Origin of the sequence: Pseudomonas sp. NPDC087803, assembly GCF_044742995.1 — a bacterium.
GTDB lineage: Bacteria > Pseudomonadota > Gammaproteobacteria > Pseudomonadales > Pseudomonadaceae > Aquipseudomonas.
The window spans coordinates 1340-24957 of the sequence record NZ_JBIUVO010000049.1 but is presented as its reverse complement, the minus strand read 5'-3'; the positions used below and the strand labels follow the sequence as shown (position 1 = coordinate 24957).

Genomic DNA, 23618 nt, shown 5'->3' with positions numbered 1-23618 from the left:
GCGGGCCCCGCGCCCCCCGCGCCGGCCACGGCCCCGACCCTAGCCGCCCCCAACACTGCCCCCAAATACGCCCGGTCCACAGTCCCCCCGCCCCCCACCCCCAAGGCGCCCGCGGTGCCCGATGGTCACTGAAAGTGGGTAGAATGCGGTTTTTTTCCAGTTGCGGGGGTGCGCGTTGCGCGAAATCGTCCTGATTAACATCACGGGAGTCGACCGTCCGGGTCTGACGGCGGCCATTACCGGTGTTCTGGCCCAAGGTGGTGTGAACATTCTCGACATCGGTCAGGCGGTGATCCACGACACCCTGTCGTTCGGCATCCTGGTTGAAATTCCCGACTCCGAGCAAGGCAAGGCCGTGCTCAAGGACATTCTGTTCAAGGGCTACGAACTGGAGCAGCAGGTGCGCTTTACCCCGGTATCCGAAGAGGATTACCAGCAATGGGTGGGCAATCAGGGCAAGAAGCGCCACATCGTCACCCTGTTGACCCGCAAAGTGACCGCCGGCCAATTGCAGGCTGTCAGCTCGATCACCGCCAAATATGGCCTGAACATCGACCATATCGACCGTCTGTCGGGTCGCATGCCGCTGGACACTCCGGCGGACAAGGGCAAGGGCTGCATCGAGTTCTCCGTGCGTGGTGAAGCGGCAGATCCGCAGGCCCTGCGCGCCGAATTCCTCAGCGTCGCCCAGGAGCTCAACGTCGACATCGCCTTTCAGGAAGACTCGCTGTTCCGTCGCAACCGCCGTCTGGCGGTGTTCGACATGGACTCGACGCTGATCGAAGCCGAAGTCATCGACGAACTGGCCAAGGCCGCCGGCGTCGGCGAGCAAGTCTCGGCCATCACCGAGCGCGCGATGGCCGGCGAACTGGACTTCCGCGCCAGCTTCAAGGAGCGTCTGGCCCTGCTCAAAGGTCTGGACGTCAGCGTGCTGGACTCGATCGGCGCCTCGCTGCGCCTGACCGAAGGCGCGGAAACCCTGTTCGCCGAACTCAAACGCCTGGGCTACAAGACCGCGATTCTGTCCGGCGGCTTCACTTACTTCGCCAAGCAGTTGCAGGCCAAGCTCGGCATCGACTATGTGTTCGCCAACGAACTGGAAGTGGTCGACGGCAAGTGCACCGGCGTGGCGATCGAGCCGATTGTCGATGCGCAGCGCAAGGCGGATCTGCTGAAGGAGCTGGCGCACAAGGAAGGCTTGCGTCTGGAGCAGACCATTGCCGTGGGCGACGGCGCGAATGACCTGCCGATGCTGGCGATTGCCGGCCTGGGTGTGGCGTTCCGCGCCAAGCCGCTGGTCAAACAGTCGGCGAAGCAGGCGATCTCCACCTTGGGGCTGGATGGCGTGCTGTATCTGCTGGGCTTCCGCGATCGCGACGGGCAACTCTGAGCCTGAGACGGCCTCTGTGGCGAGGGAGCTTGCTCCCGCTGGGGCGCGAAGCGGCCCCGCTCTTTAACTCAAGAGAGTGGGACTGCTGCGCAGTCCAGCGGGAGCAAGCTCCCTCGCCACAGTTTCTTTAAAGCTTTAAAGCGATTTCCACAACGAATCGAAATCCTCCTCGCCCCCGCCATTGCGCGCGGTCTCCAGCGAGCGATAGGCAAACTGATTGAAACTGTGCGTGCTTGCCACCCGTCGATCCAGCCCGGCGCGGTGTTCTTCGCCGTGGGTGTTGATCAGCACTTTATTGCCTTCCTGAAACGGCAAGCGCGGGGCGAGCAAGGTTGCCGGCAAGTCGATGGCGCTGATCTCCGGCAGTAACAGACCGCGCAGATAGTGGCTGTGATCGTCTCGCGAGCGCACCAGTTGCAAGCCACAGGGTTCGGCGTGTGGCGCCACCAGCTCGATGCCCATTTGCGGGCCGCTGCCGCGTACCTGACGAATCCAGCGCACCACCGCAATGCTCCAGCCCTGATGCGCACTGTCCTGAATCCCGACCATTTCCCCGGCCTGCAACTCGCCGGGCACGTCGCTCGGCCACGCCAGGCAATAGCCGCCGGGACTGTGGTTGATCACCGGCAAGGTGTAGGTCGGGTAGTGCGGAGGGCTGTCGGTGTTGCTGTCGTCTTCGCCCAAATGGTCGTACTGGATTTCTTCGTACGGCAGCAACTCCTCAGCCGCACTCTGCGGGGCGGCGTCGAAGGCCTGGCTCCAGCTGTCCTTTTCGCCCTGGACCACGGCGCGGCTGAAGTTCGCCGCGCGCGCGCCGGGGTGCTTGAGCAGTTCGCTGAAGCTGCGTTCGCCACCCAGATAAAAGTGCAGGGCGCTCATGCCGACACACACGGTCAGGCTGCCCTGGCCGACGGTGCGTTGAAAACTGCGTTCGGCGGCCTGGCCCCAGCTGGCGTGCAAATGCTGCAGGGTATCGAGGCTCAGTCCTGCCGGGACGGGCAGCGGCGTCGACGTCTCCTGTTGCATTAAATGCGCTTCGATCACGTTCACCAGCGGTTGCGGATCGAAGCCCAGCAATGCGCCCTGTTGTTCTTGGCGAAACATGCTGCGGTAGCGCGGCCCGGCGTCCAGTTCGGCGCTGATGGCGAACAGTCCATCCTGCGGACTGCCGGGATGCAACTTGAGCAGCGCACTCCACGGCTCCAGCACTTCGCCCAGCCGGGCGATCTGGTTCTGCCGCAGTTGATTGCAGCGGGCGCTGCCCAGCAGCAGGGCGGCGATGTAGGTCTGTTCCAGACTCAGTTCACTGCTCAGGCTCGCCAGATCGTCGTGCACCCGGCGCTGTTGCAACTGCAAGGCGCAGGCGCAGCGATACAACTGATGCAGCTCGAACCACAGATGTTCCGGCGGCGGGCTATACAGCTGCGTCGCCCGCAGCAGTTGCCCCTTGAGTGCATGCGCGGTCCGTTGCAGAGCCTGACCGACCAGCGCCGCACGATCCTTTTGGTACTTGGGGGTAATGCGCAGAACGATCTGCTTGTAGCCGATGGCCAGCTGACTTTGCAGCGCCTGACACAGGTTGCTGATCTTGCGCGAGCGGTCATCGAGCATTATCGCCTGATGCAGGAAGTGCCGCTCCAGATGCTGGCAGACGAAATACACTTCGGGGCGCAGCAACTCCAGCAGTTGCAGACGATTGTCGCTGGGGGTGAGCAATTGGTTGAGTTCGCCCAGGCCTTGATACAACTGGCGGGCGGTTTCGCCGATGTTCGCCTTGGGCAGGCCGGCGATCCAGCGCTTCAGATCGCGCGGGGTGGCTTCGCAGAAAGACAGGCGCGTTTGCGTCGGGATCGGGGCGCGCAGGGAGGGTTGGGGGCGTGACTCACTCATGCCGTGACTGGCTCCAGCGGCGAAATAGGCAACTCAGAGAACTCTAGCAGCTGTGGTCCGTTTCGCTGGATGACGTCAGGCTTTTTGACCGCTGGTCTGCTGGCCGGTTGCCATTCAACAAGCCCTACTAGTCTCTCAGGCGTGCGATCGGAAACGCACGGTTGCACGGCCTGCCGTCAACCTCGGGCAGGTCTCCCGAAACTTCAAGGAGATGAGGTTCATGTCTAAATATGCAGTGGCAAATCAATGGGGTGGTAGTTCGGCACCGTGGCATCCGGGTGGAACCTGGGTATTGGGCGGGCGGGACAACCAGCAAGTCGTCGCTATCGAGATCAAGTCGAGCGATGACGGCAAAAGCTTCACCGGCACCATGACTTACGCCGGCGAAGGCCCGATTGGCTTCAAGGCGCAGCGCACCGGTCAGAATCAATACAACGTCGAGAACCAGTGGGGTGGCAATGATGCCCCATGGCATCCGGGCGGCAAGTGGGTGATCGGTGGACGGGACAATCAGAACGTCGTCGCGTTGAGCGTCACTTCCAGCGATGGAGGGAAAAACCTCAGTGGCACCAATACCTACGCCAACGAAGGGCCAATCGGCTTCCGTGGGCAGATAGAGTAACGGCGCCTCCCAGGTCGTGTCCGCCCTTTCACAGACGTGTGAAAGGGCGGATCAGCCGGCTCAGGCAGTCGGCAGTGCCAGGGCCTGGCCCATTTGCACTGGTGAACCCGCCACCAATTCTTCAGCCCACTTCACTTGGTCCGGGCCGAACAGCACGATCGCCGTCGAACCCAGTTTGAAACGCCCCAGTTCTGCGCCTTTTTCCAGATGAATCGGCGCACGGGCGGCTTCGTCGTAGCGGAAGGTTTTCAGTTCGCGCTTCGGTGGGGTGACCAGACCGGCCCACACGGTTTCGATCGACGCGACGATCATTGCGCCGACCAGCACCACGGCCATCGGCCCGCGCTCGGTGTCGAAAATGCACGCTACGCGCTCGTTGCGGGCGAACAGCTCCGGAACATTTTCCGCGGTGGTCTGGTTGACCGAGAAAATCCGGCCCGGGATGTAGACCATCTCACGCAGAGTGCCGGCCAGCGGCATGTGCACGCGGTGGTAATCCTTCGGCGACAGGTAAATGGTGGCGAAGTCGCCGCCCATGAACGGCGCCGCGTTCGCCGCGTCACCGCCGAGCAGTTCCAGCACGCTGAAGCTGTGGCCCTTGGCCTGGAACACGCGACCGTGTTCGATCGGGCCGAGCTGACTGACCGCACCGTCGGCCGGGCTGAGGATCGCGCCCGGGGTCTGGTCCAGTGGCCGCGCGCCGTCTTTCAGGGCACGGGTGAAGAAGGCGTTGAAGTGCTCATAGGCGGTCAGGTCTTCGACCAGCGCTTGCGACATGTCCACCTGATAACGCTTGGCGAACCACTGGGTGAAAGCATTCTTGAACCAGCGCACGCGGCACTCGGCAACGCAGCCGGCGAGGCGCGACAGCAAGTGATGAGGCAGCAGGTACTGGCTGAGGATAAACAGACGCTCTTTCATTAGTTGTCCTTAGAACCTTGAATCTCGACAGGCGTATCAGGGTGGTTGCCCCATTCGCCCCAGGAACCGGCGTAGCCCTTGACCCGCGGATAACCGAGGGATTTGGCCACCAGATAAGTGAAGCCCGACCGGTGATGGGTCTGGCAGTGGGTAATGATTTCTTTGTCCTTGGTGATCCCGAGGTCGTCGAGGATCTGCGGCATATCCGTGCGAATCCGCAGCTGACGCGCCTTGTCCATGCCGGCGGTCCACTCGAAGTTCACCGCACCGGGGATGTGTCCGGCCTTGGCGGCCAGCACTTTCTCGCCGGAATATTCCAGCGGTCCGCGCGCATCCCAGATCGCCAGATCGGCAGCGCCGAGACGGCTTTGCAGGTATTCGCGGGTCGCGGTCGGCTCGTCGTGCAGGGTCAGGGCTACCGGGCCGCCCACCGCAGGCGGCACCTGGATCGACATCGGCATGCCCGCTTCCAGCCACGCCGGCAGACCGCCGTCGACGTAGTGGTATTTGTCGTGACCGATCACGTCGAGCAGCCAGATAAAGCGCCCGGCCCAGCCTCCGCCTTCGTCGTCATAGACCACGTAGACCGCGTCCTGGCGATGCCCCAGCTCACCGAACAGCGCCTCCAGATCGGCTTTGGCCGGCAGCAGCCCCGGCGCCGGCGGCTGGCCGAGCTGGGTGCGTTTGGGGTCGACAAAGCGTGCGCCGGGCAGGTGGCCCTCGGCATAGCGGGCGGCACTGGTCAGGTCCACCAGAATCAGTTCGCGGGCATCCAGCCGAGGGAGCAGGTCGCTCGGTTCGATGACGAGCGGCAAGCCAGAGAAGTCAGACATGTGAGGTCTCCAGAGCACAAAGGGGGGGATTGTAGCGCAGCCTCATCGGCCGCGGCTGCTAAAGCTGTGCAGGGCCTTTTCGATGCACTGCGCGGTTTTGCCGAAAGCCTGCACGCTGATGTCGGCGAACGGCCCGCCGCCCTGATCGGCGACGACGATCATGATCACCCGGCCGTTATTGACCAGTGAGCGCAGGAACAGATGTTCACCACGGAACAGCGTGCGCAGGCCTTGCGGCAGCAGGGCGGAGAATTGTGCGTTGTTCTCGGGGTTGATCCGCACCTGTGCCTGCTGCGCGAGCAAGCGTTGCAGAACCTTGCTCTGACTGACGACAAAATTCAGCGCGGCGGCTTCCTTCGGCAAACCGAAGGTCTGGTGCACGCGCAGATTCGATTGCGTGCGGTCGGCCATCAGAATCATCACCCGGCGCATGCCGCTGGCCACCAGCGCATCGCGGGCGGCGACGGTCAGGCTCATGGCGTTAGTGAAGCGGCTCGGCTCGGCCAGCAGTTCGGCGCATTGCCGGCGCCACTGCGTCAGATCCTCGGCACTCGGCGCGGCCGCCGGCAGCATCCCGGCCGGCAACCGATGGGTGCCCCACGGCCATAATAATGAAACGGCCGGGTGCCACAGATCGGGTATTGCATGCTGGCGCGCACTGTTGGCCGCTTGCTGGTGCAACTGCTGCTGCACTTCGTCCATCGAGATTTGCAGATAAAGGCTGGTCAGGTACTGCCAGCGCTCGCTGTGCGGACTGTCCCAGGCCTGTTGCGCCGACAGCGCCAGGCCGTTGGCCAGCAACACGGTGTTGGCCGGCTGGTTGAGCCAACGGCGCAGGGTAGGGTCATCGTCGAGGCGATTCTGCTGGCGCAGCGGATGCTCGCTGTCGCGGGCGATGCGCAGCACTTTCACCAGTTCGCGCTGTTCGCTGAGCAGCAACTTATAGCCTTGTTGCACCCAGATCGGCAGGTGCCAGACTTGCACCAGCGCCTCGGCGATCTTCAGCAGGCGCACGCCAAACAGTTGCTTCTCGACGGTACGCGCCGATTCGCCCTTGTGGATAACCCGCAGTTCCCACTCTTCGAGTAATCCGGGAAACGTCAGCGCCAGCGGCCATAACGGCGAGAGAAACAACAGGCTGCCCCAGTGAATGTCCTGCCACAGCCGCGCCAGGCGACTGGCGAAAAAACCGTTGGCCTGTTGCGTGGCGTGCTGGCTGATCATCTGCAGTTGGCGCAGGGCCTTGGGAATCTGCATCTGCGGTTCGACGGGCAGGCGCGCGAGCAATTCTTCGGTACGCGCAAGACCCAGACGGTTGATCGCCACCTCGAGATTTTCCGCCGCGGCGGCCATCGTGCCGTGGGTGTGACGATTAGCCTCACGGATGATGCTCAAGGCCAGCGCCGGACTGTCCTGCATCAGATCGGCGATATCGCGCAGCGAGCTGCGGTTGTCGCGGATCGCCCGGCAAACCTTGTCGTGCGCCTCTTGCGGCACGGGCAGGCGCACGCCATCGAGCAGCTTGACCCAGCCCTCGAGCGTGGTCGGTTTTGCGTGTGGGACGTTCGTTTCATTAGCCATGTCTGGACGGGATCTTCACTGACTGTAGACGCGCCCGGCATGGGCTAAATTGGCTTTTCGCCTGAACTGGCTATAGTCTGGCGCAGTTTTGCCGATAAGTAGAAGAAGAGATTTTTTAACTTCCGAATATGACCTTGAACCCGACTCAGTAAGTACTTTCTACCTATGGCTAAAATTATCGGCATCATCGTCGTATTCGCGAGCGTGCTCGGCGGATACGTGCTCTCCCACGGCAAAATTGCCGCCCTGATCCAGCCCTTCGAGGTGATGATCATCGGTGGTGCGGCCCTTGGTGCATTCCTGCAGGCCAACCCCGGTTACATGACGATGCACGTGCTCAAGAAATCCCTGAGCATGTTCAGTTCGCGCTTCAGCCACACGTTCTATCTGGAAGTGCTCGGCCTGATCTACGAGATCCTCAACAAGAGCCGCCGCGAAGGCATGATGGCCATCGAAGGCGACATCGAAGACGCTGCCGCGAGCCCGATCTTCGCCAAGTACCCGGCCGTGCTCAAAGACGAGCGCATGACCGCGTTCATCTGCGATTACCTGCGCATCATGTCCTCCGGCAACATGGCTCCGCATGAGCTGGAAGGCCTGTTCGACATGGAACTCTACAGCCTCAAGGAAGACCTCGAGCACCCGTCCCATGCAGTGAACGGTATTGCCGACGCCATGCCCGGTTTCGGTATCGTCGCGGCGGTACTGGGTATCGTGGTGACCATGGCTTCGCTGGGTGAAGGCGATCAAAAATCCATCGGCCTGCACGTCGGTGCGGCACTGGTCGGTACCTTCTTCGGTATTCTCGCGGCTTACGGTTTCTTCGGGCCGTTGGCGCATTCCCTGGCGCACGATGCCAAGGAAGAACTGAACGTCTACGAAGCCATCAAGGCCTCGCTGGTGGCTTCGGCTTCCGGCATGCCGCCATCGCTGGCCGTGGAGTTCGGGCGCAAGGTTCTGTACCCGGCGCACCGTCCAAGCTTTGCCGAGCTGGAACAAGCCGTTCGCGGTCGCTAAGCCATGGAAAATAATCAGCCGATAATCATCAAGCGCGTCAAGCGCATAGCCGGCGGGCATCACGGCGGGGCGTGGAAAATCGCCTTCGCCGACTTTGCCACGGCGATGATGGCGTTCTTCCTGGTGTTGTGGCTGCTGTCCACCGCCACGCCTGAACAGAAGATCGCCATCGCCGGTTACTTCAAGGATCCGGTCGGCTTCTCCGAAAGCGGCACGCCGTACATCATCGACCTGGGCGGCACGCCGACCCTGGCGCCGGAAAACACCCTCAACCCTGAGGTGAAGTCGCAGCCGCAACCGGACAAGGTCACGGTCGACACCGAGCAGGTCGAAGGCATGGCCGAGCAGGTCGAGAAAGAGCGCCTGGAGCTGTTACTGCAAGAGCTGCAGAACAAGGTCGACGAGAACCCGCAGCTGCAGAAGTTCAAGGATCAGATCCTGTTCGAGATCACCCCGAACGGCTTGCGCATCCAGATCATGGACGCCGAAAACCGGCCGATGTTCGACTCAGGTTCCGCACGCCTGAAACCGTACTTCGAAGACATCCTGCTGGCCATGGCCGACACCATCAAAGCGGTGCCGAACAAGATCAGCATCAGCGGCCACACCGACGCCAAGCCGTACACCGGCACTGGCGATTTCGGCAACTGGGAACTCTCGGCCAACCGTGCCAACGCTGCGCGGCGTGCGCTGGTTGCCGGCAGCTATCCGGACGGGCAAGTGGCGCGGGTCGTGGGTTACGCCTCGTCGGCGCTGTTCGACAAGGAAAACCCGTTCAACCCGGTCAACCGCCGCATCGACATCGTGGTGCTGACCAAAAAGGCCCAGGCCGCGATCGAGGGCTCGCAAGGTGCCGACCCGGCCAAGCCTGCCGCCGAAGGACAGAACGGCGCCGCTCCGGCAGCGCCGGTCGATCCGAACGCGCTGCCGGCAGATCAGCAACCGGTACCGGCGCACGAGTTGCGTGAACGCTTGAACCTGTTCGACGACGCCGCACCGAAACCGGCCGCGCCGGGGACAGCGGCGCCAGCGCCAGCTGCTCCGCCAGCCACTGCACCGGCCCCCGCGCCGAAGCAGTGACCGACAAAAAAGCCGACAGTGATGTCGGCTTTTTTGTGGCTGTCGATTGACCTCAGAAACCGCGCCGAATCCGGTTTTTCAGTTGTTCATGGAAAAGATCGGCGTTGCGCTTATAGGTACCGCTGAAGGATTCGTTGCTCGAATCCAGCGTCATCGAGCGCTTGCTCGATACTTCTTCACGATAGGCATCGATAAAGAAATTCAGATCACTGGCCGTGCTCAGCTTCGGCCACTTGTCCAGATACTCCGGCAGCTTTGCCGGGCCGGTGCGGAACGAGCAGATCCGCCGGTTGCTGATCGTCGCTTCGCCGATTTCGAACGGCACCCACCACGACAGTGCGGTTTTCTCTGAAACCACCGCCAGCAGATGCGTGCATTCGGTGATGTTGCGCGTGATGACCCCGGTGATGTCGTCGGTGGTCTGCGACTCCGGGTCGAGTACGTCGAGGTAGGTCTTGATGTTGGCCTGCATCAATTGGGCATTGATCGCCATGGCCTGTGGGCGATCCATGTGGCGGTAGCTGATGAATACGGGCATCAGAAATGTCCTTTCAGGGCGAGTTCACGGTAATAGGCGCCGAGCGCGGTGAGACGGCAGCCAGTGGCGTGAATGGCCGCGTAATACATGTGTTCGGCGTCGACCGGTTCGATCAGGCTGTGGCGGTTGCACTTTTGCAGTTGGGCGAAGACCTCGCCGTGCTCCGGGTCGAACACGGCCTCGGTGGGTTCGTAGCTGGGGTCGAGCGCGAACGTCGATTCGGCTTCGGCAAACCATTCCGGCAGTTTGCGCAGGATCTCCTTGGGGATCAGCGGCGAGACTTCGCGCAGGGAAATGAACTGCGAGACGTTGGTCTTGAACACCGGGCGCTGTTCCCAGGCGTCGAGCGCGTTGTCGACGAAGGAATACAGGCTGCCCGGAGTGATCTTGCCGAGAATGTTCGCCGCACCGCCGTGCAGGGCCTGCAACAGTAAACCGGTGAAGACGCCGTGTTGCGCACCTTCCAGGGCCGGCTCTTCCTTTTTGCAGGCGGTCAGGATGGTCATGCCTTCGCCGACCACGCTGCTTTCGCTGCGCAAGGCGCGCACTTCGCCGGCCGCGCCGCTCTGGCAGCAGTCGAGGATGATCACTTTGTTTTTGATTTTCGTGGCTTTGGCGGCCCAGTTGAGAATGTCGCTGATGCGGATGCCGTCCTTGGCGCTGCGATAGTCCTGCGGCAGGAGCATGCCTTCATCGTTGTCGCTGTCGAAGCCGCCATGCCCGGCGAAGTACAGCAGCGCGACGTTGCAGTCGCCGGAGAACAGCTCGCGGATCTGGTCTTCGAGCTTGCCCCGGCCGAGGTTGTCTTCAGCGGAGGTCAGTACTACGTTCTTGAAGTTGGGATCGCCATTGGCGTCGGTCTTCAACACGGACGCCATGGCCATGGCGTCGTTGCAGCAACCATTCAAGGGTGAAACGTGCGAGTAGTGGTTGATGCCGATAAACAGTCCCTTGCGCATGCTTACACCGCCGTGTGCTGACGGATTGCACCGATGATGCTGTTGGTGTTCCACGCGCATTCGGCGTGTGCCGCCGCACGTACTACCGTGGAAATACGCTCGGCGCCGAACGGCTTGATCGCGATGATCACCTTGCCCATGCGCTTGGCGATCTCGATTTCCTTGTTGATCCACTTGCTGTAGGTCGAATACATCCCGGCCATGATCAGTACCGCCGAGCACGGCCGGATCTTGTTTTCGATGGCTGCTTCCAACTGCCTGTCGGTCTGCGCGCCCATGATCGGGTTGTGCGGCGGCACGGAAAAATTCTTGAAACTGAAATCCGCCTTGGCGCCGAGCAGGCGCACCAGATTGTCGTGGGCGTGGGCATAGTTCCACGAATGGCTGATGAACAAATGGTAGGTCTGCATGGGGTTCCTCGAAGGTCGCGACGGTGCGAAGGAACAACCCAATCTAGGCATCTGGAAGGCGCCCGCAAGGTCTGCGCGCGGAAACAGAAATGTCCTGCAAGCAGGCGCGAGCAGGCCTGTCAGAAAGGTCTGACGTTTAAGCGGTCGGGGAATGTGTCAGGCGGGTCCGACATCCGGCAGCCCCTTGGCGAGGGGCTGCCGTTGCAGATGTTTAGTAGCCGTTTTCCGGCAGGCTGGCGATGATCGAGCGGTAGCTGTTCATCCGCTGCTGCTGCACGCGGCCATCTTCCAGGGCCTTGAGCAGTGCACAACCCGGTTCGCGATCGTGCTTGCAGTCGCGGAAACGGCAAGTGCCGAGCAGGTCGTTGAACTCGATGAAACCGGCTTCGACGTCGGCGCGGCTGACGTGGCCCAGGCCGAATTCACGGATACCCGGGGAGTCGATCAACTCGCCGCCGCCCGGGAAGTGGAACAGGCGCGCGGTGGTCGTGGTGTGCGTGCCCTGACCGGACAGCTCCGACAGCGGGCCGACACGGGTTTCGACTTCCGGCAGCAGGCTGTTGACCAGCGACGACTTGCCGACGCCGGACTGGCCGACGAACACGCTGATACGGCCGTCGAGCTGCTTCTGCAACTGTTCCATGCCGTTGCCGTGATGTGCGGACACTTCCAGCACCGGATAACCCAGCGTGCGGTACACCGCCAGCAGCGCGTTGAGCGCCGGGGCGTTCTGCTCGTCGATCAGGTCGAACTTGTTCAGCAACAGCAGCGGGCGGATGCCGGCGTGTTCGGCGGCGACCAGGTAGCGGTCGATCAGGTTGGCATGCGGCTCGGGCAGCGGTGCGAAGACGATGACGATCATGTCGACGTTTGCAGCCACCGGCTTGAGCTGGCCACGGCTGTCCGGGCGGCAGAGTTCGGTGGTGCGCGGCAGTTGCGCGACGATCACCCCGATGCCCTGGTTGCCGGCGCGCCAGACCACCCGATCACCGGTCACCAGCGCGGGCAGGTTGGCGCGCAGGTGGCAACGGAAAACCTCGCCGGCCTGTTCGCCGTCCACGGCCTCGACTTCGACCTGCACACCGAAGTGGGCGATCACCAGGCCGTGTTGCTCAGGGCCCAGGTCGCCGCCCTCGAGGGCTTCGACCGCCGAGGACTCGCGTTTGGCGGCGCGTGCGGCGCGCTCACCTTGAATCTTTTCGATGCGCCAGTTTTGACGACGATTGAGTTGGCGTTTGGCCATGGGTGTTCCGTCTGAAGAATGCAGCGATTAGGTAAAACGGCCGCGAGTTTAGCACGCCCGGGCACCGGCCTAGGCTAAACTGCGCAGCATTGCCTAGGAGCCCGAATATGCAAAACCCGCAGAACCTGATCTGGATCGACCTGGAAATGACCGGTCTGGATCCGGAAAACGACGTCATCATCGAAATGGCCACCATCGTCACCGACAGTGACCTGAACACCCTGGCCGAAGGCCCGGTGATCGCCATTCACCACAGTGACGAAGTGCTCGCCCGCATGGACGAGTGGAACACCCGCACCCACGGCAACTCGGGCCTGACCCAGCGCGTGCGTGACAGCCGTATCAGCATGGCCGAGGCCGAGGCCGAAACCATCGCCTTCCTGGAAAAATGGGTGCCGAAGGGCAAGTCACCGATCTGCGGCAACAGCATCTGCCAGGACCGCCGCTTCCTTTATACCCACATGAAAGCGCTGGAAAGCTACTTCCACTACCGCAACCTCGACGTGTCGACGCTCAAAGAGTTGGCCGCACGCTGGGCACCGGACGTGCGCGACAGCTTCAAGAAGGGCAGCACTCACCTGGCGCTGGACGACATCCGCGAGTCGATCGCCGAGCTGCAGCACTACCGCAAGCATTTCATCAAGTTCTGATTGAGGGGTGTCTGCCCTGACGTCTTCGCGAGCAAGCCCGCTCCCACAATTTGGAATGCGTTCCCCCTGTGGGAGCGGGCTTGCTCGCGAAGAGGGCGTCAGAGTCCCGTAAGATTCAAGTCAGAAATGCATCCCGGAGTGCGCCCCCTTCTGGTGCGGCGCTGAAATGGCTAGACTGCGCGCCTTCCTGCCAGGACCGCCGCCATGTTGCTGATGCTTTATCTGATCGCCATTACCGCTGAAGCCATGACTGGCGCGTTGTCTGCCGGACGGCGCGGCATGGACTGGTTCGGGGTGGTGCTGATCGCCTGCGTCACGGCGCTGGGTGGTGGTTCGGTGCGTGACGTGTTGCTCGGGCACTATCCGCTGACATGGGTCAAACACCCGGAATACCTGGTGCTGACCTCGGCCGCTGCAATGCTCACGGTGTTCACCGCCCGCTGGATGCGTCACCTGCGCTCACTGTTTCTGGTGCTCGATGCGGTCGGTCTGGTGGCGTTCACCCTGATCGGCTGCATGACCGCCCTGGAAATGGGCCACGGCATGCTGGTGGCCTCGGTCAGCGGCGTGATCACTGGAGTGTTCGGCGGCATCCTGCGCGACATCTTCTGCAACGACATCCCACTGATCTTCCGCCGCGAACTGTACGCCAGCGTCTCGTTCGCCGCCGCGTGGTGCTACATGCTCTGCCTGTACCTGAATGTGCCGAGCGAACAGGCGATTCTGATCACCTTGTTCGGCGGTTTTCTGCTGCGACTGCTGGCGATCCGTTTCCACTGGGAAATGCCCAAGTTCGTCTACAACGATCAGCCTTGACGCGATCCCTTTGTAGGAGCTGCCGCAGGCTGCGATCTTTTGATCTTGTCTTTTAAAATCAAAGTCAAGAGATCGCAGCCTGCGGCAGCTCCTACAGTTGACCGTGCTGTTTGAGCGCCCACTCGACGTGTTCACGCACCAGCTCTGACGGATAATCACGGCGCGCCTTCAAGGCTTCCAGCACCGGAATGCTCGACGGCGCGTTGCCCAGCCCGACCGCCAGATTGCGCAACCAGCGCTCGTAACCGGCGCGGCGCAGCGGCGAGCCTTCGGTGCTGCCGAGAAACTTGTCCTCGTCCCACAGGAACAGCTCCGCCAGTTCGGCGTTGTCCAGATTGTGCCGTGGCTTGAAATCGCTTTCCCCGGATGGCCGGGCGAAACGATTCCACGGGCAGACGATCTGGCAGTCGTCGCAGCCGAACACGCGGTTGCCGATCAGTGGACGCAGGTCTTCGGGGATGGCGTTTTTCAGTTCGATGGTCAGGTATGAGATGCAGCGCCGGGCGTCCAGCACGTATGGGCCGACGAAGGCGTTGGTCGGGCAGATATCCAGGCACGCGGTGCAGCGCCCGCAATGTTCAGTGCTGTGCGGTTCGTCCACCGGCAGCGGCAGATCGACGAACAGTTCGCTCAAGAAGAAATAGCTGCCGGCCTTGCGGTTCAGTACCAGGGTGTTTTTGCCGATCCAGCCCAGCCCGGCCTGCTCGGCGATGGCTTTTTCCAGCACCGGGGCGCTGTCGACGAAGGCGCGAAAACCGAACGGGCCGATCTCGGATTGAATCTTGTCGGCCAATTGCTGCACACGTTTACGGATCAATTTGTGGTAATCGCGGCCCAAGGCATAACGCGAAACGTAGGCCTTCTCCGGTTGCGCGAGCATTTGCGCCATTTGCGTGTCGCCGGGCAGGTAGTCCATGCGCAGCGAAACCACGCGCAACGTACCCGGGACCAGTTCCTCCGGATGCGAGCGTTTGCTGCCGTGGGCGCCCATGTAATCCATTTCGCCGTGGTAGCCGGCGGCGAGCCAGCGCTCCAGGTGCTGCTCATGCTCGGCCAGGTCCAGACCGCTGATGCCGACTTGCTGGAAGCCCAGCTCGCGGCCCCAATCCTTGATTGATTGGGCGAGGGCGGGCAGATCTGTGGTGATGGCGGACATGAGGCGAGAGAAACCGGAGCTGAGGTGCGTATAATTCTGCCAGACATCGGAGCCCGAAGACGCATGCCGCACACGAAAGATGAATTACCCGACGCGCTGTATGGCGCTGCGCAGGTGCGAGCACTCGATGCGCGGCTGATCGCTGCGGGTACGCCGGGCTTCGAATTGATGCAGCGCGCCGCGCACGCGACCTGGCGCGCATTGGTCCGGCAGTGGCCGTCGGCGAACCAAATGACCGTGCTGGCCGGGCATGGCAACAACGCCGGCGATGGTTTTCTGATCGCCGCGCTGGCGCACCGGGCCGGTTGGACGGTGCGGGTGCTGGCCGTCGGTGATCCGCAACGCTTGTCGGGCGACGCGGCGCAGGCTCATGCGCAGGCACTGAGCGATGGCGTCGCCGTGCAGGGCTGGACCGCGCAAAGTGAGCTGCGCGGCATTATCGTCGATGCCTTGCTCGGTACCGGGCTGGCCGGCGATGTACGTGAGCCGTATGCCGCTGCGATCAAGGCGATCAATGCCAGCGGCCTGCCGGTGGTGGCGGTGGATATTCCTTCCGGACTGTCTGCCGATACCGGGCATATCCTCGGTGTGGCGGTTCGGGCCGACATTACCGTGACCTTTATTGCCTTGAAACTCGGCCTGTTCACCGGGCATGCGGCGGATCAGGTCGGGGCGCTGGTGTTTAACGATCTGCAAGCCGCCACCGACATCTACCGTGACATTCCTGTCAGCGCTCTGCGTCTCACGACGGCTAATCTTCCGCGACTGGCTCCGCGTGCGCCCGCTGCCCACAAAGGGCGCTTCGGGCATTTGCTGTTGATCGGCGGCGATCAGGGGTTTGGCGGGGCGATTCTGCTCAGTAGCGAAGCGGCCTTGCGCAGCGGCGCGGGCATGGTGTCGCTGGCGACCCGCCCGGAGCATGTCCCGGCAGCGCTGACGCGAATCCCGGAAGTCATGGCCCTCGGCACGTCGTCGGCCAATCAGTTGATGGGGCTGCTGGAAAAGGTCTCGGTGCTGGTGGTTGGCCCGGGTCTCGGCCAGGCGAGCTGGGGCCGGGCGCTGTTGTCCGCCGCCGCCAATGCGCCGCTGCCACAGGTGTGGGACGCCGACGCACTGAATCTGCTGGCGAGCGATTTTGTCAGCCTGCCCAAGGAGTGCGTGATCACCCCGCATCCGGGCGAAGCAGCGCGCCTGTTGGGTGTCAGTACCGCCGAGGTGCAGGCTGATCGCCCGGCCGCCGCGCGGGCGTTGAGCAAAAAATACTCGGCCGTCGTCGTGCTGAAAGGCGCCGGCAGCCTGATCGCCCATCCCGATGGGCGCCTGGCGCTGTGTCATCAGGGCCATCCGGCCATGGCCACCGCCGGTCTGGGCGATGTACTCGCCGGGCTGACCGGGGCGCTGCTGGCGCAGGGCATGCACGGCTTCGATGCCGCGTGCCTGGCAGTCTGGCTGCACGCCAATGCCGGCGCGCAACAAGGTAAATTCGGCCGTGGACTGGCGGCCAGTGATCTGATTCCAGTCATTCGTCAGTTGTTGGAGGAGCATGCACCGTGTCTGAAGTAACCCTGTACCTGGCCGATGAACAGGCCATGAGCGACTTTGGCGCACGGATCGCCCGCGTTACCCAGGGCCACGGCCTGATTTTCCTGGTAGGCAATCTGGGCATGGGCAAAACCACCCTGTCGCGGGGGATCATTCGCGGTTTGGGGCACGTCGGCGCGGTAAAAAGTCCGACCTTCACTCTGGTCGAGCCCTACGAAATCGGTGAGGTGCGCGCCTTCCACTTCGACCTGTATCGTCTGGTCGATCCGGAGGAGCTGGAGTTTCTCGGCATCCGCGACTATTTCGAAGACGATGCCCTGTGCCTGATCGAGTGGCCCGATAAAGGTGCAGGCTTTTTGCCAAAGCCTGACCTGACCATTACCATTAGCCCGCAAGACAGCGGGCGTTCGCTGAAAATTTTATCCCAGGGCTCGCGTGGCGAGGCCTGGTGTGCCGCTTTGGCATTGGAATCCAATTAAATGATGGGGTTAGGTATGCGCTTTCGCGCGTTGGTGGCTGCCGCTGGACTGATGTTGATGGCAGTGACCGTCAACGCTGTGGCCGAGACAAAGGTCAACAGCGTGCGCCTGTGGCGGGCGCCGGACAACACGCGACTGGTCTTCGACCTGAGCGGCCCGGTGCAGCACAGCGTCTTCACCCTGACCGCACCGGATCGGCTGGTGATCGACATCAATGGCGCCACCCTGGGGGCGCCGCTGAAAGTCTCGACTGCCAACACGCCGATCACCGCGATGCGCTCGGCCCAGCGTACGCCGACCGACCTGCGGGTGGTCATCGACCTGAAAAAAGCCGTCACCCCGAAAAGCTTCTCGCTGGCGCCGAACGCGCAATACGGCAACCGTCTGGTGGTCGACCTGTTCGACAATGCGGCCGATGCCGCGCCACCGCCGACCCCGACGCCGTCGGTCGCCACCGTGCCGGCAGTGCCGGTAAGCCCGTCGGAACCGGCGATCAAATTACCGCCGGCCCCGGCCGGCAAGCGCGACATCATTGTGGTGATCGACGCCGGCCACGGCGGCGAAGACCCGGGTGCGTCCGGCTCGCGCGGCCAGCGTGAGAAAGACGTGGTGCTGCAGATCGCCCGCGAGCTGCAGCGTCAGGTCAACGGCATGAAGGGTTTCCGCGCCGAGCTGACCCGCACCGGTGACTACTTCATCCCGTTGCGCGGTCGTACCGAAATCGCCCGCAAGAAGGGCGCCGACCTGTTTGTTTCGATTCACGCCGACGCTGCGCCGTCTGCGGCCGCCTTCGGCGCCTCGGTGTTTGCCTTGTCTGATCGCGGCGCAACGTCGGAAACCGCCCGTTGGCTGGCCGACAGCGAAAACCGTTCCGACCTGATCGGTGGTGCCGGCAACGTCAGCCTCGACGACAAGGACCGCATGCTCGCCGGCGTGTTGCTCGACCTGTCGATGACCGCGTCGCTGACTTCCAGCCTCAACGTCGGTCAGAAAGTCCTGACCAATATCGGCCGCGTGACCCCGCTGCACAAACAGCGCGTGGAACAGGCCGGGTTCATGGTGTTGAAGTCGCCGGATATTCCGTCGATCCTGGTTGAAACCGGGTTTATCTCCAACGCCAATGAGGCCAACAAACTCTCGGCATCGAGCCACCAGCAGGCGCTGGCGCGTTCGATCAGCAGCGGCGTGCGCCAGTTCTTCCAGCAGAACCCGCCACCGGGTACTTACATTGCCTGGCTGCGTGACTCCGGCAAGATCGCCCAAGGCCCGCGCGATCACCGCGTGAGTCCGGGTGAGACGCTGGCGATGATCGCCGTGCGTTATCAGGTGTCGCCCGCGACGCTGCGCAGTGCCAACAACCTCAGCAGCGATGAGCTGAAGATTGGTCAGCATCTGACCATTCCCGGCACCGATCTGGCGTCCAAAGAATGAACCAGGTGCTGAACGCCGCACGCATCGAACTGCTCAGCCCCCGGCTGGCGAACCAGATCGCCGCCGGCGAGGTGGTCGAGCGCCCGGCTTCGGTGATCAAGGAGTTGCTGGAAAACAGTCTCGACTCCGGTGCCAAGCGCATCGACGTCGATGTCGAGCAGGGCGGCGTCAAGCTGCTGCGGGTACGTGACGATGGCAGCGGGATTTCCGCCGACGACCTGCCGTTGGCGCTGGCCCGTCACGCCACCAGCAAGATTCGCAACCTCGAAGACCTCGAGCAAGTGATGAGCCTCGGCTTCCGTGGTGAGGCACTGGCGTCGATCAGCTCCGTGGCGCGCCTGACCCTGACCTCGCGCACCCGCGACGCCGATCAGGCCTGGCAGGTGGAGACCGAAGGCCGCGACATGGCGCCTCGCGTGCAGCCGGCGGCGCATCCGGTCGGTACCTCGGTGGAAGTGCGCGACCTGTTCTTCAACACGCCGGCGCGGCGCAAGTTTCTCAAGACTGAAAAAACCGAATTCGATCACTTGCAAGAAGTGATCAAGCGTCTGGCGCTGGCGCGTTTCGACGTGGCCTTCCATCTGCGCCACAACGGCAAGACCATCCTCAGCCTGCACGAGGCCCACGATGACGCGGCCCGCGCCCGGCGTGTGGCGGCGATCTGCGGTTCGGGCTTCCTCGAGCAGGCACTGCCGATCGAGATTGAGCGCAATGGCCTGCACCTGTGGGGCTGGGTCGGGTTACCGACCTTCAACCGTAGCCAGGCGGACTTGCAGTATTTCTTCGTGAACGGCCGGGCGGTGCGCGACAAACTGGTGGCCCACGCGGTGCGTCAGGCTTATCGCGATGTGCTGTTCAATGGTCGTCATCCGACCTTCGCGCTGTTTTTCGAGGTCGATCCGGCGGCAGTGGACGTCAACGTGCACCCGACCAAGCACGAAGTGCGCTTCCGTGACGGACGCATGGTGCATGACTTCCTTTACGGCACGTTGCACCGCGCCTTGGGCGATGTGCGTCCCGAAGATCAACTCGCCGGTTCTGTCACCACCGCTGTGGTCCGTCCAACCGGCATCGAGGCGGGCGAGTTCGGTCCGCAGGGCGAAATGCGTCTGGCGGCCAACGCGCTGCTGGAACAGCCGCAGGCACAACCGGCGTTCAATACTTCGTCGGGCGCCAGCGCTGGCGGCGCTTATCAGTATCAGTACACGCCGCGTCCGCAATCGGCGATGCCGCCGGCCGCCGAGGCTCAAGCTGCTTACCGCGAGTTCTTCGCGCCGTTGCCGGAAGCGAATGCCAACGCGCTGCCGGCCGGTCAGGAAGATATTCCGCCGCTCGGTTACGCGCTGGCGCAACTCAAGGGCATCTACATTCTCTCCGAGAACGCTCAGGGGCTGGTGCTGGTGGACATGCACGCCGCGCATGAGCGGATCATGTACGAACGCCTGAAAATCGCCATGGCCAGCGAAGGTCTCAGTGGCCAGCCGCTGCTGGTGCCGGAGTCACTGGCGGTCAGTCAGCGTGAAGCCGATTGCGCCGAAGAACATGCCGCATGGTTCCAGCGTCTGGGCTTCGAGCTGCAGCGTCTGGGCCCGGAAACATTGGCAATCCGCCAGATTCCGGCGCTGCTCAAGCAGGCCGAGGCCAATCGTCTGGTGGGTGATGTGCTGTCGGACCTGATGGAATACGGCACCAGCGACCGGATTCAGGCACACCTGAACGAACTGCTCGGCACCATGGCCTGCCACGGCGCGATCCGTGCCAACCGGCGCCTGGCCCTGCCGGAAATGAACGGCCTGCTGCGCGACATGGAAAACACCGAGCGCAGCGGTCAATGCAACCATGGCCGACCGACCTGGACCCAACTGGGCCTGGACGATCTGGACAAACTGTTCCTGCGCGGTCGTTGATGAGCCAGCTTCCTCCAGCGATTTTCCTGATGGGCCCGACCGCTGCGGGCAAGACCGACCTGGCCATCGAGCTGACCAAGGTGCTGCCGTGCGAGCTGATCAGCGTCGATTCGGCGCTGGTCTATCGCGGCATGGACATCGGCACCGCCAAGCCTTCCAAAGAATTGCTGGCCGAGTTTCCGCACCGGCTGATCGACATTCTCGATCCGGCTGAAGCCTATTCGGCTGCGGATTTCCGCCGCGATGCCCTGCAAGCCATGGCTGAAATCACCGCGCGCGGGAAAATTCCGCTGCTGGTCGGCGGCACCATGCTCTATTACAAGGCGTTGGTTGACGGTCTGGCGGACATGCCGGCGGCCGATCCCGAGGTGCGCGCGCAGATCGAAGAAGAGGCCGCACGCCTTGGCTGGCAAGCCCTGCACGATCAGCTGGCGATCATCGACCCGGTGTCGGCGGCACGCATTCATCCGAACGACCCACAGCGCCTGAGTCGGGCGCTGGAGGTTTATCGGGTCAGTGGTCAGAGCATGACTGCCCTGCGTCAGCAACAATCTGCGCAAAGTACTGAAGCAGCCGCTTCGGGACGGCAACAATTGCCCTATACTGTCGCGAACTTGGCCATTGCCCCGGCAAATCGTCAGGTACTGCACGAGCGCATTAAACAAAGATTCACAAATATGCTGGAACAGGGGTTCATCGACGAGGTCGTAGCCCTGCGTAAAAGAAGTGACCTGCATTCCGGGTTGCCGTCTATACGTGCGGTAGGCTACCGCCAAGTCTGGGATTACCTGGATGGCAAGCTGTCGTTAGCTGAAATGCAGGAACGCGGCATCATTGCCACGCGTCAATTGGCCAAGCGCCAGTTCACCTGGCTGCGCAGCTGGGAAGAACTGCACTGGCTGGACAGTCTTGATTGCGACAATCTGCCACGCGCCTTGAAATACCTTGGGACCATCTCCATATTGAGCTGAGTCCTTGCAATTGCCGTCTATCCTTGGGGGTGTGGCGGCCAAAGCCATCTGAATTACCTATTTTTATTATTGAATCCTTAAAGGAGTGCGGCACATGTCAAAAGGGCATTCGCTACAAGACCCTTACTTGAATACTTTACGTAAAGAGAAAGTTGGGGTTTCCATCTACCTGGTCAACGGTATCAAACTGCAAGGCACGATCGAGTCGTTCGACCAGTTCGTTATCCTGCTGAAAAACACCGTCAGCCAGATGGTTTACAAACACGCTATCTCGACAGTCGTGCCAGTACGTCCAATTCGTCTGCCTAGCGCAACCGAATCCGATGCAGGTGACGCTGAGCCAGGTAACGCCTGATAGGAGTCTCCTTTGTTCTTTGAGCGCCACGGTGGTGGTGAGCGAGTCATCCTCGTTCACTTGGAAGGTCAGGACCCTGAGGCGCGCGAAGATCCGCAGGAGTTTCAGGAATTGGCTAATTCGGCGGGCGCCGAGACCGTTGCGTTTTTTAACGTACCGCGTCATCGGCCAACCGCCAAATTCCTGATTGGCAGCGGCAAGGTCGAGGAATTACGCGACCTGGTCCATGCCGAGAAGGCCGATCTGGTGATTTTCAATCACATTCTCACGCCCAGTCAGGAACGTAACCTCGAACGTGTTTTCGAGTGTCGCGTGATCGACCGTACCGGCCTGATTCTCGATATTTTCGCCCAGCGCGCCCGTACCCATGAAGGCAAGCTCCAGGTAGAACTGGCCCAGCTTGACCACATGAGCACCCGCCTGGTTCGCGGCTGGACTCACCTTGAGCGTCAGGGTGGCGGTATCGGCATGCGTGGCCCGGGTGAAACCCAGCTCGAAACCGACCGGCGTCTGCTGCGGGTTCGTCTGCGGCAGATCAAGGGTCGTCTGGAAAAAGTGCGCAGCCAGCGCGAGCAATCGCGACGCGGCCGCTCCCGTGCGGATATCCCTACCGTGTCTCTGGTGGGCTATACCAACGCCGGCAAATCCACGCTGTTCAATAACGTGACCAAATCCGAGGTGTACGCGGCCGACCAGTTGTTCGCCACGCTCGACCCGACCCTGCGCCGTCTGGAACTGGATGACCTGGGGCCGATCGTTCTGGCTGACACGGTAGGTTTCATTCGGCACTTGCCGCACAAGCTGGTCGAGGCATTTCGGTCTACGCTCGAAGAGTCGAGCAATTCCGACCTGCTGTTGCACGTGATCGATGCGGCCGAACCGGATCGCATGTTGCAGATCGAGCAGGTGATGGTGGTACTGGGCGAGATCGGAGCCCAGGACTTGCCGATCCTCGAGGTATACAACAAACTCGATTTGCTTGAAGGCGTTGAGCCACAGATCCAGCGCGATGCCGATGGCAAACCGCAGCGGGTCTGGCTGTCGGCGCGTGATGGCACGGGTCTGGAATTGCTTGAGCAGGCCATTGCCGAGTTGCTGGGCAGTGATTTGTTCGTGGGCACATTGCGCTTGCCGCAACGGTTCGCTCGACTGCGTGCGCAGTTCTTCGAACTCGGTGCGGTACAGAAAGAAGAACACGACGAGGAAGGCATCTGCCTGCTGGCCGTTCGTTTGCCCCGGGTCGAGCTGAATCGACTGGTAAGCCGCGAAGGATTGCAGCCGATGGAATTCATCGAGCAACACACTTTGCAATAAAAGCCTGGCAAAGCGGTTGTGCCGCAACGGCAGGCATTCTGTAGCATTGGTCGGCGCGCCGTGGGTGCGTCTTTGCTTTATCAGATGGAGAGCGCTATGGCTTGGAATGAGCCGGGTGGCAACTCGAATAATCAGGATCCTTGGGGTGGCAAGCGCCGCAATAACGGCGACCGCAAGGGGCCACCGGATCTCGACGAGGCCTTCCGAAAGCTGCAGGAAAGCCTGAACGGGTTGTTCGGTGGTGGTAAGAAACGCGGTGGTGATGACGGCGGTGGTTCGGGCAGGAGTGGAGGCGGCTTCGGCGGTCTGCTCGGCATCGGCCTCGTCGTGCTGGCGGCTGTCTGGCTGTACAGCGCGGTCTATGTGGTCGACGAGCAGGAGCAAGCCGTGGTGCTGCGCTTCGGCAAGTACTACGAGACCGTCGGCCCCGGCCTGAACATCTACTTCCCGCCGATCGACAAGAAGTACATGGAGAACGTCACGCGCGAGCGTGCCTACACCAAGCAGGGCCAG

At 62.2% G+C, this 23618-nt stretch carries 23 protein-coding genes and 1 pseudogene (1 of these 24 cut by a window edge); 14 read left to right on the top strand and 10 right to left on the bottom strand.

Going from position 1 to position 23618, the window contains the following annotated elements; all coding sequences use genetic code 11:
• Positions 1-67: pseudogene (locus tag ACIOUG_RS20345) on the bottom strand (AhpA/YtjB family protein) (it extends 1439 nt beyond the left edge of the window).
• Positions 68-175: 108 nt separating this feature from the next.
• On the opposite strand from ACIOUG_RS20345, the gene serB reads away from it, so the two are divergent.
• Positions 176-1390, top strand: a complete 1215-nt coding sequence (serB, locus tag ACIOUG_RS20340) for a phosphoserine phosphatase SerB (protein ID WP_367082786.1) — start codon at positions 176-178, stop codon at positions 1388-1390.
• Positions 1391-1525: 135 nt separating this feature from the next.
• On the opposite strand, the gene ACIOUG_RS20335 is transcribed toward serB, so the two are convergent.
• Complete coding sequence (locus tag ACIOUG_RS20335; protein WP_401068157.1) at positions 1526-3280, bottom strand: molecular chaperone; 1755 nt, start codon at positions 3278-3280, stop codon at positions 1526-1528.
• 220 nt (positions 3281-3500) lie between these two features.
• Between ACIOUG_RS20335 and ACIOUG_RS20330 the strand changes: the two genes are divergently transcribed.
• Positions 3501-3902 (top strand): lectin OAA, encoded by a 402-nt coding sequence (locus tag ACIOUG_RS20330; protein WP_401068154.1) that lies wholly within the window; start codon positions 3501-3503, stop codon positions 3900-3902.
• 60 nt (positions 3903-3962) lie between these two features.
• Here the strand turns inward: ACIOUG_RS20330 and asd are convergent, their stop codons facing one another.
• From asd to ACIOUG_RS20315, 3 genes are read right to left on the bottom strand one after another with little or no spacing between them, the layout of a single operon-like run.
• On the bottom strand, positions 3963-4823 hold the full coding sequence (gene asd, locus ACIOUG_RS20325) for an archaetidylserine decarboxylase (protein ID WP_003221083.1): 861 nt from the start codon (positions 4821-4823) through the stop codon (positions 3963-3965).
• Complete coding sequence (gene rhdA, locus ACIOUG_RS20320; protein ID WP_401068152.1) at positions 4823-5656, bottom strand: thiosulfate sulfurtransferase; 834 nt, start codon at positions 5654-5656, stop codon at positions 4823-4825. Before rhdA ends, asd begins: the two co-directional genes overlap by 1 nt.
• A gap of 42 nt (positions 5657-5698) precedes the next feature.
• Positions 5699-7237, bottom strand: coding sequence for an HDOD domain-containing protein (locus tag ACIOUG_RS20315; protein WP_401068149.1), 1539 nt, complete (start codon positions 7235-7237; stop codon positions 5699-5701).
• 165 nt (positions 7238-7402) lie between these two features.
• Between ACIOUG_RS20315 and motA the strand changes: the two genes are divergently transcribed.
• Together motA and motB are read left to right on the top strand one after the other, a co-directional pair.
• Positions 7403-8254, top strand: coding sequence for a flagellar motor stator protein MotA (gene motA / locus ACIOUG_RS20310; protein ID WP_007952169.1), 852 nt, complete (start codon positions 7403-7405; stop codon positions 8252-8254).
• A gap of 3 nt (positions 8255-8257) precedes the next feature.
• Positions 8258-9334, top strand: coding sequence for a flagellar motor protein MotB (gene motB / locus ACIOUG_RS20305; protein ID WP_401068146.1), 1077 nt, complete (start codon positions 8258-8260; stop codon positions 9332-9334).
• A gap of 52 nt (positions 9335-9386) precedes the next feature.
• Here the strand turns inward: motB and ACIOUG_RS20300 are convergent, their stop codons facing one another.
• The 4 genes from ACIOUG_RS20300 to rsgA all read right to left on the bottom strand — a co-directional run bounded on the left by ACIOUG_RS20300 (position 9387) and on the right by rsgA (position 12484).
• The gene (locus ACIOUG_RS20300) at positions 9387-9872 is read right to left on the bottom strand and encodes a toll/interleukin-1 receptor domain-containing protein (RefSeq protein ID WP_027611406.1); all 486 of its coding nucleotides are present in this window, start codon (positions 9870-9872) and stop codon (positions 9387-9389) included.
• Complete coding sequence (locus ACIOUG_RS20295) at positions 9872-10831, bottom strand: caspase domain-containing protein (RefSeq protein WP_401068145.1); 960 nt, start codon at positions 10829-10831, stop codon at positions 9872-9874. Before ACIOUG_RS20295 ends, ACIOUG_RS20300 begins: the two co-directional genes overlap by 1 nt.
• A 2-nt stretch (positions 10832-10833) precedes the next feature.
• Positions 10834-11241: a TIR domain-containing protein gene (locus tag ACIOUG_RS20290; RefSeq protein ID WP_103485511.1), complete on the bottom strand. Its 408-nt coding sequence runs from the start codon at positions 11239-11241 to the stop codon at positions 10834-10836.
• 211 nt (positions 11242-11452) lie between these two features.
• Complete coding sequence (gene rsgA / locus ACIOUG_RS20285; protein WP_401068141.1) at positions 11453-12484, bottom strand: small ribosomal subunit biogenesis GTPase RsgA; 1032 nt, start codon at positions 12482-12484, stop codon at positions 11453-11455.
• A 107-nt stretch (positions 12485-12591) separates the two neighbouring features.
• On the opposite strand from rsgA, the gene orn reads away from it, so the two are divergent.
• Positions 12592-13134 (top strand): oligoribonuclease, encoded by a 543-nt coding sequence (gene orn, locus ACIOUG_RS20280; RefSeq protein WP_003221098.1) that lies wholly within the window; start codon positions 12592-12594, stop codon positions 13132-13134.
• Between the two features lie 204 nt (positions 13135-13338).
• Positions 13339-13950 carry a trimeric intracellular cation channel family protein gene (locus tag ACIOUG_RS20275; RefSeq protein ID WP_064585699.1) on the top strand — a complete coding sequence of 204 codons (612 nt, stop codon included), beginning with the start codon at positions 13339-13341 and terminating at the stop codon, positions 13948-13950.
• A 91-nt stretch (positions 13951-14041) separates the two neighbouring features.
• Here the strand turns inward: ACIOUG_RS20275 and queG are convergent, their stop codons facing one another.
• The gene (gene queG / locus ACIOUG_RS20270) at positions 14042-15106 is read right to left on the bottom strand and encodes a tRNA epoxyqueuosine(34) reductase QueG (RefSeq protein ID WP_401068137.1); all 1065 of its coding nucleotides are present in this window, start codon (positions 15104-15106) and stop codon (positions 14042-14044) included.
• Positions 15107-15169: 63 nt separating this feature from the next.
• On the opposite strand from queG, the gene ACIOUG_RS20265 reads away from it, so the two are divergent.
• The 8 genes from ACIOUG_RS20265 to ACIOUG_RS20230 form a co-directional block, all read left to right on the top strand.
• A complete protein-coding gene (locus ACIOUG_RS20265) occupies positions 15170-16669 on the top strand; it encodes an NAD(P)H-hydrate dehydratase (RefSeq protein ID WP_401068134.1) in 1500 nt (499 codons plus the stop codon).
• Positions 16657-17127, top strand: coding sequence for a tRNA (adenosine(37)-N6)-threonylcarbamoyltransferase complex ATPase subunit type 1 TsaE (gene tsaE, locus ACIOUG_RS20260; protein ID WP_401068132.1), 471 nt, complete (start codon positions 16657-16659; stop codon positions 17125-17127). The genes ACIOUG_RS20265 and tsaE overlap by 13 nt, the downstream gene beginning before the upstream one ends.
• A gap of 51 nt (positions 17128-17178) precedes the next feature.
• The gene (locus ACIOUG_RS20255) at positions 17179-18558 is read left to right on the top strand and encodes an N-acetylmuramoyl-L-alanine amidase (protein ID WP_401068186.1); all 1380 of its coding nucleotides are present in this window, start codon (positions 17179-17181) and stop codon (positions 18556-18558) included.
• 5 nt (positions 18559-18563) lie between these two features.
• Positions 18564-20465 carry a DNA mismatch repair endonuclease MutL gene (mutL, locus tag ACIOUG_RS20250; protein ID WP_177325694.1) on the top strand — a complete coding sequence of 634 codons (1902 nt, stop codon included), beginning with the start codon at positions 18564-18566 and terminating at the stop codon, positions 20463-20465.
• Positions 20465-21436: a tRNA (adenosine(37)-N6)-dimethylallyltransferase MiaA gene (gene miaA / locus ACIOUG_RS20245; protein ID WP_027611415.1), complete on the top strand. Its 972-nt coding sequence runs from the start codon at positions 20465-20467 to the stop codon at positions 21434-21436. The genes mutL and miaA overlap by 1 nt, the downstream gene beginning before the upstream one ends.
• Before the next feature lie 94 nt (positions 21437-21530).
• Positions 21531-21791 carry an RNA chaperone Hfq gene (gene hfq, locus ACIOUG_RS20240; protein ID WP_003221112.1) on the top strand — a complete coding sequence of 87 codons (261 nt, stop codon included), beginning with the start codon at positions 21531-21533 and terminating at the stop codon, positions 21789-21791.
• A gap of 12 nt (positions 21792-21803) precedes the next feature.
• On the top strand, positions 21804-23105 hold the full coding sequence (gene hflX, locus ACIOUG_RS20235) for a ribosome rescue GTPase HflX (protein WP_003221114.1): 1302 nt from the start codon (positions 21804-21806) through the stop codon (positions 23103-23105).
• Positions 23106-23201: 96 nt separating this feature from the next.
• Positions 23202-23618: protease modulator HflK N-terminal domain-containing protein (locus tag ACIOUG_RS20230; RefSeq protein WP_401068129.1), on the top strand; the 417-nt coding region annotated here is incomplete at its 3' end.

Excerpts from the sequence above, each read along its gene's own strand:
- ACIOUG_RS20335 (WP_401068157.1), bottom strand. The coding sequence starts at position 3,280 with ATGAGTGAGTCACGCCCCCAACCCTCCCTGCGCGCCCCGATCCCGACG.
- ACIOUG_RS20330 (WP_401068154.1), top strand. The coding sequence starts at position 3,501 with ATGTCTAAATATGCAGTGGCAAATCAATGGGGTGGTAGTTCGGCACCG.
- asd (WP_003221083.1), bottom strand. The coding sequence starts at position 4,823 with ATGAAAGAGCGTCTGTTTATCCTCAGCCAGTACCTGCTGCCTCATCAC.
- rhdA (WP_401068152.1), bottom strand. The coding sequence starts at position 5,656 with ATGTCTGACTTCTCTGGCTTGCCGCTCGTCATCGAACCGAGCGACCTG.
- ACIOUG_RS20315 (WP_401068149.1), bottom strand. The coding sequence starts at position 7,237 with ATGGCTAATGAAACGAACGTCCCACACGCAAAACCGACCACGCTCGAG.
- motA (WP_007952169.1), top strand. The coding sequence starts at position 7,403 with ATGGCTAAAATTATCGGCATCATCGTCGTATTCGCGAGCGTGCTCGGC.
- motB (WP_401068146.1), top strand. The coding sequence starts at position 8,258 with ATGGAAAATAATCAGCCGATAATCATCAAGCGCGTCAAGCGCATAGCC.
- ACIOUG_RS20300 (WP_027611406.1), bottom strand. The coding sequence starts at position 9,872 with ATGCCCGTATTCATCAGCTACCGCCACATGGATCGCCCACAGGCCATG.
- ACIOUG_RS20295 (WP_401068145.1), bottom strand. The coding sequence starts at position 10,831 with ATGCGCAAGGGACTGTTTATCGGCATCAACCACTACTCGCACGTTTCA.
- ACIOUG_RS20290 (WP_103485511.1), bottom strand. The coding sequence starts at position 11,241 with ATGCAGACCTACCATTTGTTCATCAGCCATTCGTGGAACTATGCCCAC.
- rsgA (WP_401068141.1), bottom strand. The coding sequence starts at position 12,484 with ATGGCCAAACGCCAACTCAATCGTCGTCAAAACTGGCGCATCGAAAAG.
- orn (WP_003221098.1), top strand. The coding sequence starts at position 12,592 with ATGCAAAACCCGCAGAACCTGATCTGGATCGACCTGGAAATGACCGGT.
- ACIOUG_RS20275 (WP_064585699.1), top strand. The coding sequence starts at position 13,339 with ATGTTGCTGATGCTTTATCTGATCGCCATTACCGCTGAAGCCATGACT.
- queG (WP_401068137.1), bottom strand. The coding sequence starts at position 15,106 with ATGTCCGCCATCACCACAGATCTGCCCGCCCTCGCCCAATCAATCAAG.
- ACIOUG_RS20265 (WP_401068134.1), top strand. The coding sequence starts at position 15,170 with ATGCCGCACACGAAAGATGAATTACCCGACGCGCTGTATGGCGCTGCG.
- ACIOUG_RS20255 (WP_401068186.1), top strand. The coding sequence starts at position 17,179 with ATGTTGATGGCAGTGACCGTCAACGCTGTGGCCGAGACAAAGGTCAAC.
- miaA (WP_027611415.1), top strand. The coding sequence starts at position 20,465 with ATGAGCCAGCTTCCTCCAGCGATTTTCCTGATGGGCCCGACCGCTGCG.
- hfq (WP_003221112.1), top strand. The coding sequence starts at position 21,531 with ATGTCAAAAGGGCATTCGCTACAAGACCCTTACTTGAATACTTTACGT.